Source organism: Priestia sp. SIMBA_032, assembly GCF_046535215.1.
Taxonomy (GTDB): domain Bacteria; phylum Bacillota; class Bacilli; order Bacillales; family Bacillaceae_H; genus Priestia; species Priestia aryabhattai.
Genome location: NZ_JAWRXD010000002.1, coordinates 226961 through 239996, shown reverse-complemented (window position 1 = coordinate 239996; position 13036 = coordinate 226961). Strand labels below are relative to the sequence as shown.

Genomic DNA, 13036 nt, shown 5'->3' with positions numbered 1-13036 from the left:
TCTTCAATCAGCATTTTTATCACATCACGAACGAGAAGCGTAATATATGTTCCGATCAGCGTTCATCGATAAATTTAGCAAAATATTGAAAACATCTTTGAAGCGGAAATGCAAAAATGAGTGCAAATATGGCATTTAAAATGATGGTTGCGTAAAATCGCTCTTGCAAGAAGCGACCAATGGTCATATCGGATATATTAATAATGCTATTAATTCCATATACATAAAACTCAATAATGGCTACAGCTAATAGCGACATGCAGATTACGATAAGCGTATTTTGCTGAAAAATCTTCATTAGTTTTGATACGATATAGCATACGGCCGGTAATCCAAGCGCGTATACTCCTAAGACATCCGTAAAGGCAATATCGTACATGAATCCAAGGATTACCCCATATAGCATCGCTTGCTTTGGGTGATAATACACTGACATAAAAGCCAGTACCACTACAACAAAGTGAGGCGATAGAATCCAGTCTCGCCATGGTGATGCCATGGCGACAAAATTAACAAAGATACTTTCAAACATAAAAACGACAAGCACAAGAATAGGAAGGACAAACCGCTTCATCAGTTAGCCTCCTCCGCCCCTAAATCGTCTTCAGCAGCGGGCGCACTTCTTTTAGCTACAACTACGTTATCTAAGTCATACAAGTCAGCAGCAGGTTTGATATAAGCTTTTTTCGTTAATCCATATTCATCAGGCTCAATTTTTGTGATAACGCCAATTGGAAGATTGCTAGGAAAAATGCCGTCTTCTTGTCCTAGACCGGACGTTACTACTTTTTGCTTTTCTTTAATATCAGCATCAAAAGGAATACGACGCATAACAAGCGCCTGTTCTTTATCATCATAGCCTTCAATTAAACCAAACACTTCTTTTTTAGCCTGAATTTTAGCAGATACACGGTTTGTACGATCTGATGAACTAATTAACTGCACAGTAGATGTGAACTTAGATGCATGCTTCACTTTACCAATCAGCCCTTCAGGAGTCATAACAGCCATATTTTCCTGCACATTATGAACCGTCCCTTTATCAATGGCAATTACTTCATGCCAACGGTCTGGATTACGAGCAATAACTGTTGCTTCGATTGGGTTGTATTGACTTAAATCCGTTTTTTTGTCGAGCTGTGCTCTTAATTTTTTATTTTCTTGCTGCAAAGCGTTGGCTTTCGTTTCTAATTGCATGCGTTCGTCTAAACGGGCTTTTAATACCTCGTTTTCTTCGTATGTACGCTTTAAGTCACCTACATTCTGAAAGAAACCCGCTACAAATTGTGCGGGTTCATTAAAGGTAGCCTGAACAAGACCAACCGTATCTTTGACAAACTGTTCAGGCCACGTTACATTTTTACGACCATTTAACGAAAAACCAATCAATGCCACTAATACAATAATACTGACCAATAAAATAACTAAACGTTTATTTAAGAAAAATTGTGGCACGATCTACACCTCTTAATATTTAGCGATATGAATCGCTTGTACGATTTTTAAATAAATCAATGTGTTCTAACGCTTTACCAGTTCCAATTGCAACACAGTCAAGCGGATCTTCTGCGATGACAACCGGCATATTTGTTTCTTCACTAATAACTTTATCTAAATTACGTAGCAATGCGCCACCGCCTGTTAATACAATACCGCGATCCATAATATCTGCAGCAAGTTCAGGTGGTGTTTTTTCTAATGTACTTTTTACTGAATCTACAATAGAAGCCACTGTATCTTTTAGCGCTTCTGCAATTTCTTCAGCTGAAATTTCGATTGTTTTCGGTAGACCTGTTAGTAAGTCACGTCCGCGAATTTCCATGTTTTCAATACCTTCTGGAATTCCGGCAGAACCGACTTCTACTTTTAATGCTTCTGACGTACGCTCACCGATCATTAAATTGTAATTCTTGCGAATATATTGAATAATCGCTTCATCCATCTCGTCACCAGCGATACGGATTGACTGACATGTTACGATTCCGCCTAAAGAAATAATCGCAACTTCTGTTGTTCCTCCGCCAATATCTACTACCATACTTCCCGTGGGCTCCCAAACCGGTAGATTGGCGCCGATTGCTGCAGCAAACGGTTCTTCAATTGTATACGCATCACGCGCGCCAGCCTGACGAGTCGCATCAATAACGGCACGTTTCTCAACAGCTGTAATGCCAGAAGGTACACAAACCATTACATACGGCTTACCCGCAAACAAACTTTTTGTTTTTTGAGCTTGATTGATGTAATATTTCATCATCGTCGCAGTTGTTTCGTAATCTGCAATAACTCCATCTTTCATTGGACGAAGGGCTACTACGTTCCCAGGTGTACGACCAATCATATTTTTTGCATCGTTACCTACCGCAACGATTTGTTTTGTATCAGTTTGCAAAGCCACAACAGACGGCTCACGCACAACAATTCCTTTTCCTTTTACATAAACGAGCGTATTTGCAGTACCCAAATCTATTCCAAGGTCTCTAGTACCGATTCCAAACATGTGTCTCTTCCTTTCTCTTACCAAAATGCAAAGGTAAAAATTCCATAATTCAATTTCTTCATTTCATAAGTAACATTTTTTATTTTCTATACTTTTTTCATAGATGTCAACGCCAAATATTGTATGATAAAAAGTCATACTTTGTCTATTAATAACGAATGATTGTAAAGAACTTGTCATTTAAAATCATGACTACTATTATAACCCAAGGATTTTAAAAAGCATAGCCTTACATGTATCCTTTTTCTTTTAAACTAATATATTTTCGATCCCCGATAATTAAATGATCTAACAATTCAATTCCTATGATAAATCCGCACTCTTTTAAGCGCTTCGTTACCTCTATATCTTCTCTGCTGGGAGTAGGGTCGCCGGAGGGATGATTATGAATACAAATAAGAGATGCAGCTGAACGGCGAAAGGCTTCTTTAAATACTTCTCTTGGATGGACAATAGATGAATTGAGGCTTCCGATAAAAATGGTTTGCTTGTGGAGAACTTGATTTTTCGTGTTGAGGTATAAACAGACGAAATGCTCTTGGGACAGCACGCGCATTTCTTCCATCACATAATTAGCACCGTCTTCAGGGCCATGAATGGTATATCGCTGACTAGATTTCCGCTGTACAATCCTCTTGCCTATTTCAATAGCCGCTATAATTTGAATCGCTTTTGCAGGTCCAATACCTTTAATATTCATCATTTCATCAAGCGATGCATGCTGCAAAAGTTGAAGACCTTCAAAATGCGTTAATATGCGATTGGACAGCTGAAGAACAGATTCATCTTTGGTTCCAGTGCGCAGCAAAATAGCAATAAGCTCGTGGTTAGAAAGACTAGAAGCACCCATTGCCACAAGGCGCTCTCGAGGTCTTTCATCTTGAGGAAAATCTTTAATTAGCAATGATTGATCCAATCTCGTCACTCCTTTTTAGTAGACGAAACCGTATTGTTTTAGCTCACGTATTGTTCGGGAGAGCGGCAAGCCCACCACGGAGAAATAGTCTCCTTCAATTTTTTTAACTAGCGCAGCACCGAGACCTTGAATTCCATAAGAACCAGCCTTATCCATAGGCTCTCCTGACTCTACGTACTGTACGATTTCATCTTGTTCAATCGGCCAAAACTCTACATCAGTTTGTTCATAAAACGTATAAACTTTTGCATTTGATACGAACGCCACTCCAGTTAACACCTGATGTTTTTGACCTGACAGCATCGTAAGTGTTTCAATCGCTTCTTGTTTCGTTTTTGGCTTTCCTAAAATACGATTGCCATATACGACAACTGTATCGGCACCTAGGACCATATCCTCTTTATAATGCGAGGCGACGTCCACTGCTTTTTGCCTAGCTAAATCCATTACTACCTCGGACGGAGTGTATGATGGATTGACGATTTCTTCAATTGTACTAACGTGAACGGTAAAAGGAATGTGAAGCTGCTGAAGTAATTCTTTTCGACGAGGAGAGCCTGAGGCTAAAATTAATGTTTGTTTCATACATCTCACCTTTGCATTTTGATTTTAAAAAGAAGGACACACCGTTATTTTAGCAATTTCATCTCTAAATGACAATAAACAAGTGAGGCAGCATTACACTACCTCACCTGTTAAGACGTTACAAGGCTTTCATACTGCTGAAGAGCTTTTAACACGTAGCGCTGAGCAAGCCAAGCATCTTTACTGCTTTGATTGTCTTCATATGAAGAAAGAGAAGCAGCAGCCTTTTGAAGTGTGCTCACCATGGTCTTAATGTCTTCATTTGACGCTTCTTTCTGAACTTTTGTCAGCTCTTTTTTCAGAGATTTGATATCGGCTACCCGCTCTCCTTCAATCGCTTTAACAGATTGATCTAAGAGATTAGCCATAAACGGCTGCGCTGTTGTTATAACCGTTTGATCTTTTTTCCCTAGTTCGCTAGTGGGCTTAATTTCATAAGACTTTACATATACATCTTTACCTTGTTGTTTATATGTTTTACTAAGTGCCTTCGCTGTTTCTTCTCCAGTGGCAGCACCAACGACAAGAGAATAGGTTTTAGGTGAAAAGATCTCGCCTGCTTCGTTCTCTTCTTTCCATTTATCCATTGCTTTATTTGCAGCAGCTTTTGATGAAAAAGCACCTGCTTGTACAATGTAAAAGGAAAAAGGTTCTAAAGTAGAAGCAGCAGCTGACGTATCCTTCGATTCCCGTTCGTTTTTCTTTTCAGCTTTACCAACACTTTCAGTGGCAGACGCTGTTTGAGCAGCTTTTTCTTCTTTCGTCTGCTCACTCGTTTGTGCTTTTCCTACAGGCTGTTCGCTTCCCGTCATCATTTTCACACCAACCATACCGATGCCGCTGCCTATTCCGACTGCTAGCAGTACAATCACAGCCGTTCGTTTGATCACACCGCCGTTTACCGTTTTAATCGAAACATTTTTAGGATGTAATCGCGGCTTTTTCTTTTTTTCATTTCTTACATCTTCAATAAACACCACTTTATTTTCTTCCACATGAGAATCTTTGGATGGCGGCTCCGGAAGCACCCACGTAAATTCGTCTTTTTCTGGCGCTTGTTCTTCCTTCTCATCCTTGGATTGACCATTGATTTTAATTGAAATTTTTCGTTCCTGCTTGTCCACTGCCCCACCGCCTTTAGTTAACGTAGTCTTAGTACCGGTTGCAAGCTGAGGTAAACCGACATAAAACATACACTTTTTTCCATGCTATCATAGAAGAAAAAAAAAATAACAAGACATTTGTCGTCTTGTTACAAAAGGTTTTCGCTATTTAGTTACAGAAATTTCAAATTTGTCGAAGACTTGAAGCTCAATAAAAATAGTTGCTAACATACCAATCTATCAATTCGTTTCCATGAAAATAAGCAGCGATTGTCCCTATAAAAATAAAAGGAACGAAAGGAATTGGTACACCTACCTTTGCCTTTTTCATTAATAACGCTCCTATACTAACGGTTCCGCCTATTAATATAGCTAAAAAAAGCGATAGCAAAACAAGCTTTACTCCAAGCACAATACCAATCAAACCATACAATTTAATATCTCCTTCTCCAAGGCCTCCTCTGCTGAGAAATGCGACTAGAAAGAGGAGAAAAAATGCTATTCCTCCTCCCATTAAGGAATCACTCCACGAAGTTAATGGAATGAAAAGACGCTCAAGAAGAAAGATAGGCAAAAAGAAAAGCAGCACCTTATTTGGGACAATCATATAAGCTATATCTGAGACAACTATAATTGTTAAAAAAGAAACAAAGGTTAATATGACAATCAGTTCTAACGTCATATTTAATCTAAAAAAAGCATATACAAATAAACTTCCTGTCGAAAATTCTACGAACGGGTAGATGAAGGAGATTTTTTTGCGACACATACCACATTTTCCTGCATTTTTAATATAGGAGACTATGGGAATTAACTGTTGTGGAGAAAGAACGTATAAACAGTGTGGACAATGAGATCTTGGAGATAAAATAGATTTTTTCTGAGGAATTCTAAGGCCTGCTACGTTATATAATGAACCTAGAGTGAGACCTGAAACAAATAGATAAAGGTAAATTAAACTCATACGACTCCTTCCATTTCAGGGGTACAGAATACTAACTGTAGATTTTCTTTTGAATAGGGCAATGTATCTTTTCCTTTTAAATAGCTGCCAATAAACGGAATGAGAAAAGCTGCTAGAAGACCTATTATGATAACCAGTATGATCACTTGCATTAGAGAAAGTCCTTTATTCTTCGTGGACAGTTTATCCATTTCCACACCTCTCCTTTATTGATTAGTATCAAACAGCTCCTTCATTAATACACTGAATCATAATACCCATAAAAGTCATATTCTGTATGCCTCCTTCCTTAAAACACACCTTTTATAGGTAATAAGGATTATACCACTAAAAAACAAAAACAGCATAAAAAAACGTCTGCAAAAGCAGACGTTTTTTAATAGTAAGGAGCCATAAATAAGTAGACAATTACACCTGTAAGACTTACATAAAGCCAGATTGGCATTGTCCATCTCACAATTTTTTTATGTTTTTCAACTTGCATTGTCCAGCCCCACACAAGTGCAAACAGTGCCAGCGGAACAATAATCGCTGCTAGGAAACTGTGTGTGATCAAAATAAAGAAGTAAATGGGACGAACGATTCCTTCCCCACCGAACGTAGCTGTTTCTGTAGAAATGTAGTGGAACGTTAAATATGAAACTAAAAAGAGCAGTGTGGAAGTAAATGCTGCTAAAATAAAACCTTTATGAGCATTGATATTTTTCCTGAAAATTGAAATCAACGCTGCAACTAAAAAAATAAACGTAAAACTATTCAAAATAGCATTTAACCGTGGAAAGATAGTCAAATCAAAACTTACTTTTCCTTGATAGCCAATATTCGAAAAGAATAGCAGTAAAATAATAACATTCGCTATCACTGAAAAGGTAAGAATAATACCGGTAAAGTTTTTATTACTTTTCGGTACAATTTTTTCATTATTCTTACTCATGTTAACAATCTCCTTATTTAGTGATGTACATGTTTATTATATATCACTTACCTAGGGGGTGAAAGTGACAATACTTTGAACTTAGTGCTTCCTTATTATCCGTATCCCTTCCTTACATTATGTTAAAAGCAGCAAGATTCCACTTGCTGCTTTTGCTCATTTGAGAAGAAAAGCCCGCACTTCTGATATAAAATACAGAGACCCTGTAATCACGACCATGTCTTGTTCACCTGTCGCCTTTTTCTTTACGTAAGCAATTGCTTTTTTCCAATCCTCGTCCATATGCTTATTATGATGAGTACTCATCTCATAAAGCTCCGCGGCTGTGCGAGCACGAGGAAAGTCAAACGACGTAAATGTAATACTTGCAGCGATTGTTTCAAGTTCTTGGACCATTCGATCAGCGCTTTTATCATTTAAGCAGCTGAAAACTAAATGAATGTTTCGACCTTCATAATGAAGGCGTAAAGTAGATAACAGGCTATCAATGCCTTCTGCATTATGAGCCCCATCAATAATCGTTAAAGGATGCTCATTTACTATCTCAAAGCGGCCGTTCCACTTTGTATGCTGAATCCCTTTTATCATTTGCTCATTGGAGATAGAAAGCTTTTTCTTTTCTTTTAAATAACACACGGCCATCACAGCCAAAGCTGCATTTTTAACTTGATGATAGCCAAGCATATTTAATTGCAAGTGTTCAAATGTGCCATACGGTGTTTTTAACGTAAAGCCTTCTCCATTTGCTAAGGGCTCATAGTTTTCAATTTTAAATTCTTTTCCTAACACAAATAACGGAGCCTGCTTCGAATTTGCCTCTTCTGTAATGACGTCAAGCGCCTTTACCTGCTCGGCACCCGTAATAATAGGGACTTCTTTTTTAATAATCCCCGCTTTTTCTGCTGCAATTTCTTCTACCGTATCACCTAGTATCGCCATGTGATCAAATCCAATGTTTGTAATAACACTCACCATAGGATTCACAACGTTTGTTGAATCATATCGTCCCCCAAGACCTGTTTCAAACACAGCATAGTCAACTGAATCATGATAGCCGAAATAAAGAAAAGCCATGATTGTAATCACTTCAAATTCCGTTGCTGACCCTAAGTCCGTATGTTCTAGTCGCTCCACTACAGGCTTTACTTCCTGAACAAGAGCGGTCATTGCTTGATCTGAAATAGGCTGTCCATTCACGCTAATCCGCTCATTAAATGTTTCGATATAAGGAGAAGTAAACGTTCCAACTTTATACCCTGCTTCTTCTAACATGTTTCGCAAATAAGAAACTGTAGAACCTTTACCATTCGTCCCAGCAACATGAATAGCATTTATATTTTGCTGTGGGAAATCAAGCTGCTCTAGCATCCATTCCATTCGTTCTAACCCCGGCTTGATTCCAAAGCGAAGTCTGTTATGAATCCAATCAAGCGCTTCTTCATATGTCGTTATCATCTTTTATTCACCTTTCTTTTCCATCGCTATTATTATGTAAAGAAAAAACGTCGCTATACAAGCCACGCTTTTTCTGTTCATTCATTAACCCATTGATTATCCGCGTAATTCAGCAATACGAGACTGAACAGCTTCGCGTTTTTCAACGTAATCTTGCTCTTTTGCACGCTCTTCTTCTACTACTTTAGCAGGCGCTTTTGCAATAAAGCCTTGGTTGTTTAATTTCTTTTGTACACGTTCTACTTCTTTGTTTAACTTGTCGTATTCTTTTTCTAAACGTGCGATTTCTTCTTCGATATTAATTAAACCTTCCAGAGGTAAAATTAATTCTGCTCCTGTTACAACAGCACTCATCGCTTTTTCATCTAATGAAACCTCAGTTGAAATCACAAGCTCACTTGGATTACAGAAACGTTCTACATACGCACGGTTCTTTTCAAGCTGGCTTTGAATATTTTCATCTTTAGCTTTAATAAATAATTTTACTTGTTTGCTCATCGGCGTGTTCACTTCAGCACGAATATTACGAACAGCACGGATAATATCTACAAGTAAACGCATATCGTTAGCAGCTTCTTTATCCGAAAGCTCAGCGCGTACTTCCGGCCATTTAGCTACTGTAATTGATTCGCCTTCATGCGGCAAGCTTTGCCAAATTTCCTCAGTAATAAACGGCATGAATGGATGTAAAAGTCGCATTGTGTTATCAAGTACATAAGCTAAAATTGAGCGAGTTGTCTTTTTAGCTGCTTCGTCTTCTCCGTAAAGAGGAAGTTTAGCCATTTCAATGTACCAATCGCAGAAATCATCCCAAATAAAGTTATAGAGAATGCGTCCAACTTCACCGAATTCATATTTGTCAGCTAATTTTGTTACGTGCTCAATCGTCTCATTTAAGCGCGTTAAAATCCATTTATCAGCAACGGATTTTTCACCTGATAAATCAAGCTCTTCAAATGTGATGCCGTCCATGTTCATTAATGCAAAACGAGAAGCATTCCAAATTTTATTTGCAAAGTTCCACGTCGCTTCGACTTTTTCAAAGCTGAAGCGTAAATCTTGTCCTGGTGAGCTTCCTGTAGATAAGAAGTAGCGAAGAGAGTCCGCACCGTATTTCTCGATTACTTCCATTGGATCTACGCCGTTACCAAGTGATTTACTCATTTTACGACCTTCAGCATCTCGTACAAGACCGTGAATGAGTACATCGTCAAACGGACGTTTACCCGTAAATTCAAGACCTTGGAAAATCATACGAGATACCCAGAAGAAGATAATGTCGTAGCCTGTTACAAGCACATTTGTTGGGTAGTAGCGTTTGAAATCAGCTGCATCCACATCCGGCCAGCCCATTGTTGAGAACGGCCATAGCGCTGAACTGAACCATGTGTCTAATACATCTGAATCCTGTTCCCAGTTTTCGATATCTGCTGGAGCCTCATGATCTACGTATACTTCTCCAGTTTCTTTGTGATACCAAGCTGGAATGCGGTGTCCCCACCAAAGCTGACGCGAAATACACCAGTCGCGAATATTTTCCATCCAGTGTAAGTACGTCTTTTCAAAACGGTCAGGTACAAAGTTTACTTTTTCTTCTTGTTTTTGAAGATCTACTGCTTTATCTGCTAACGGCTGCATTTTTACAAACCATTGAGTTGATAAATAAGGTTCAACAACGGCACCGCTTCGTTCACTGTGACCTACTGAATGCATGTGGTCTTCAATGTTGAACAATACGCCGTCTTCTTGAAGGTCTTTAACAATTTGCTTACGACAAGCAAAACGATCCATTCCTTCATATTTACCTGCTTTGTCATTCATCGTACCGTCTTGATTCATCACTAAAATACGCTCTAAATTATGACGGTTTCCAATTTCAAAATCGTTCGGGTCATGAGCAGGCGTAATTTTTACCGCACCAGAACCGAATTCCATATCAACATAATCATCGCCTACGATAGGAATTTCACGCCCTACAATCGGAAGGATCACCTTTTTGCCGATTAAGTGCTTATAGCGATCGTCTTCAGGGTGAACAGCTACAGCCGTATCTCCTAGCATCGTTTCAGGACGAGTTGTTGCGATTTCAATATGTCCAGAACCGTCTGCTAACGGATAGCGCATATGATAAAACGCACCTTGTACATCTTTGTAAATAACCTCGATGTCTGAAAGAGCTGTTTTTGTAGCTGGATCCCAGTTAATAATATATTCTCCGCGATAGATTAACCCTTTTTTGTAAAGCGTTACGAATACTTCACGCACTGCTTTAGAAAGACCTTCATCAAGTGTAAAGCGCTCGCGTGAATAGTCCAAGCCCAGTCCTAGCTTCGACCACTGCTGGCGAATAAAGCTTGCATATTCTTCTTTCCATTTCCACGTTTCAGCTACAAAGTTTTCGCGGCCTAAATCGTAGCGGCTTTTCCCTTCGCTGCGAAGCTTTTCTTCTACTTTTGCCTGCGTTGCAATCCCTGCATGGTCCATGCCTGGAAGCCATAGAACGTCATAGCCTTGCATGCGCTTCATACGCGTTAAAATATCTTGTAACGTTGTATCCCAAGCGTGGCCTAAATGCAGCTTGCCCGTTACGTTTGGGGGTGGAATTACAATTGTATACGGCTCTTTTTCAGGATCATTTGTTGCTTCAAAAAACTTCCCGTCTAACCAATACTGATAACGATTTTCTTCAACGGTTTTTGGATCATACTTCGTTGGAAGAGTCACTTCTTTTTCAGACATAATGTATACCTCCATAATATAAAGTTTCAGTCTTTAGAAACTGTGTAAACCTTTTATAAACATAAAAAAACTCCTTTCCTAATAAAAGGACGAAAGGAGTTGATTTCGCGGTACCACCTTTTTTTATAGACGTATCCCGTTTGATAAGCCTATACACTTCATTTCATAACGGTTGATTAACCGGCTTTTTCTACTGAGCTATGCAGCTGTTCAAAAAAGCTACTCATAGGCGACATTCCGAGTGCACATTCTTAAGAAATCTCACAGCAGCTGATTCCTCTCTCTGAAAGACGAACATCCCGTACTCTTCCTATTCACTGTATTTATGTATGAATTTCTCTTAATTATACTATATGAAAAAATGTTGAATCGTCAATAATCTTCTCCACTTTTTTACGATAATATTCATAATTTTTTTGTTCTGCTCTTTATTTTTTCATTCACTCGCTAAATTTGGAAATAAAATGAAGAGTCCACTCAAAAAAATGTCACCATTTCTTACTTTTTTCATATACTGACTTTAACCTGGGCACGTGGATTGAAAGGGGCATGTACAAATGAAGAAACGAATAAATGTAAATTCGTATCAGCTGCAGCGGTGGCTCAAAACAGCAGGAGCGGCTTGTGGACAGTTTATTGTTCCTTTAACAATTTTTCAAGGTATACGTACACTATTTTTTCCTACAACCTTTGATGTACTGTTGTTGGCACTGCTTGCCATACTAGCGGTTGCTTTATATTCGGACTGGATTTAAAAGCCCAAGCGCTATTCGTTCGCTTGGGCTTGTGCAGCTGCTTCCGCTGCCATTTTTTTTTGCTGATCTACTTCAAATATTTTAATATTCAGCTGTTCAATATTTTTCGTCAGCCAGTATGCTCGAATAAATGACTGCATATGTTCAAGCTCCGTTTTACTTTCTTTATGATGCCTATATTGAACGATACACTGATACAGGGGTTCTGGAAACGCTAAATAACTGTGCAAAAGCAGTCTTTCCTCTTCTCTGAGAGCAAAATGTTTTTCATAAGTGCTAAACCACTCATAGCTGTCATAGGTAGTTACTGGGTACGTGCGAAGAGTACGGAAATAAAATGAGACCAGATCATAAATCGGTGAAGCATCTTTTGCATGTTCAAAATTAATAAAAAAACCATTTCCCCGTTCGTCATAGATAAAATGTTTAGCCGATAGCTTTCCATGAGAAGTAACCAGCCGGATCTTTTCTTTTTCTTCCATTTCATCGTTCCACTGATCGAGCTTTCCAAAACCAAATTCAAGTGCTCTCGTCATTTCGTAATAAAATGTACAGTAATGCAATTCAAACGGTGACATATAAACTTTCTTCTCGCATTCTACTACGTATTGCTTCAGCTCTTCCTGACGTTTTTCCCACGTTTCTTTCATCGATGTATAATGATTTTCTATATCTTCTTTTTTTACTTCTACTTCCTGCGCCGAAGCGCCGTGAAGCTTAGCAAGCTCTTGAAATAATTTATGATATCGAATATCACGCTCTTCGGTTGGGTTATTTGGGAGCCACGGCATTAAGTAATATGAGCCGCTTTCATCTGAAACAATGGGCTGAGAACGTTTCGTTTGATAAATAGGGACAAAGCCCATCCATCCTTTTTGATACACGTTCTGCAGCTTTTGAATGAAGCTCTGATTTCGTTCTTGATGATTCGTCATTTCTTTCAGCGCAAATACGCCGGTTTTCGTATAGACTTTTTTTACTTTTCCGTAGTCTTCGATAAAGTCAACATCTAAGTCATATTCTTTTAACAATACTTTGTAGTCTGCTACTGTCCGCTGCATCTATATTCTCCTTCCTCGTAAAAA

The 13036-nt window shown here is 38.7% G+C and carries 13 protein-coding genes and 1 other annotated feature; of the genes, 1 reads left to right on the top strand and 12 read right to left on the bottom strand.

Features of this window, described 5'->3' with window-relative positions; all coding sequences use genetic code 11:
* Positions 1-55: 55 nt before the first annotated feature.
* From mreD to SB717_RS07065, 11 genes are all read right to left on the bottom strand, one after another.
* Positions 56-574, bottom strand: a complete 519-nt coding sequence (gene mreD / locus SB717_RS07115; RefSeq protein WP_013059343.1) for a rod shape-determining protein MreD — start codon at positions 572-574, stop codon at positions 56-58.
* On the bottom strand, positions 574-1455 hold the full coding sequence (gene mreC / locus SB717_RS07110; protein ID WP_013059344.1) for a rod shape-determining protein MreC: 882 nt from the start codon (positions 1453-1455) through the stop codon (positions 574-576). The genes mreD and mreC overlap by 1 nt, the downstream gene beginning before the upstream one ends.
* Positions 1456-1474: 19 nt before the next feature.
* Positions 1475-2500, bottom strand: a complete 1026-nt coding sequence (locus tag SB717_RS07105) for a rod shape-determining protein (protein WP_013059345.1) — start codon at positions 2498-2500, stop codon at positions 1475-1477.
* A gap of 229 nt (positions 2501-2729) precedes the next feature.
* Positions 2730-3416, bottom strand: a complete 687-nt coding sequence (gene radC / locus SB717_RS07100; RefSeq protein ID WP_045291089.1) for a RadC family protein — start codon at positions 3414-3416, stop codon at positions 2730-2732.
* Between the two features lie 15 nt (positions 3417-3431).
* Positions 3432-4001, bottom strand: coding sequence for a Maf family protein (locus SB717_RS07095; protein WP_074677655.1), 570 nt, complete (start codon positions 3999-4001; stop codon positions 3432-3434).
* A gap of 110 nt (positions 4002-4111) precedes the next feature.
* Complete coding sequence (locus SB717_RS07090; protein WP_074677657.1) at positions 4112-5194, bottom strand: SPOR domain-containing protein; 1083 nt, start codon at positions 5192-5194, stop codon at positions 4112-4114.
* Between the two features lie 118 nt (positions 5195-5312).
* Positions 5313-6068, bottom strand: a complete 756-nt coding sequence (locus SB717_RS07085) for a prepilin peptidase (RefSeq protein ID WP_410903513.1) — start codon at positions 6066-6068, stop codon at positions 5313-5315.
* Positions 6065-6259 carry a hypothetical protein gene (locus SB717_RS07080; protein WP_098622788.1) on the bottom strand — a complete coding sequence of 65 codons (195 nt, stop codon included), beginning with the start codon at positions 6257-6259 and terminating at the stop codon, positions 6065-6067. Before SB717_RS07080 ends, SB717_RS07085 begins: the two co-directional genes overlap by 4 nt.
* A 185-nt stretch (positions 6260-6444) precedes the next feature.
* Positions 6445-7002, bottom strand: coding sequence for a DUF420 domain-containing protein (locus tag SB717_RS07075; protein ID WP_013059351.1), 558 nt, complete (start codon positions 7000-7002; stop codon positions 6445-6447).
* 156 nt (positions 7003-7158) lie between these two features.
* Complete coding sequence (locus tag SB717_RS07070) at positions 7159-8457, bottom strand: bifunctional folylpolyglutamate synthase/dihydrofolate synthase (RefSeq protein WP_410903512.1); 1299 nt, start codon at positions 8455-8457, stop codon at positions 7159-7161.
* Positions 8458-8553: 96 nt separating this feature from the next.
* Positions 8554-11196 (bottom strand): valine--tRNA ligase, encoded by a 2643-nt coding sequence (locus tag SB717_RS07065; protein WP_410903511.1) that lies wholly within the window; start codon positions 11194-11196, stop codon positions 8554-8556.
* 82 nt (positions 11197-11278) lie between these two features.
* Positions 11279-11523, bottom strand: a binding site (T-box leader).
* Positions 11524-11753: 230 nt separating this feature from the next.
* Between SB717_RS07065 and SB717_RS07060 the strand changes: the two genes are divergently transcribed.
* Positions 11754-11951 (top strand): hypothetical protein, encoded by a 198-nt coding sequence (locus SB717_RS07060; RefSeq protein WP_013059354.1) that lies wholly within the window; start codon positions 11754-11756, stop codon positions 11949-11951.
* 11 nt (positions 11952-11962) lie between these two features.
* Here the strand turns inward: SB717_RS07060 and ysxE are convergent, their stop codons facing one another.
* On the bottom strand, positions 11963-13012 hold the full coding sequence (gene ysxE, locus SB717_RS07055; RefSeq protein ID WP_410903510.1) for a spore coat protein YsxE: 1050 nt from the start codon (positions 13010-13012) through the stop codon (positions 11963-11965).
* Between the last annotated feature and the right edge of the window lie 24 nt (positions 13013-13036).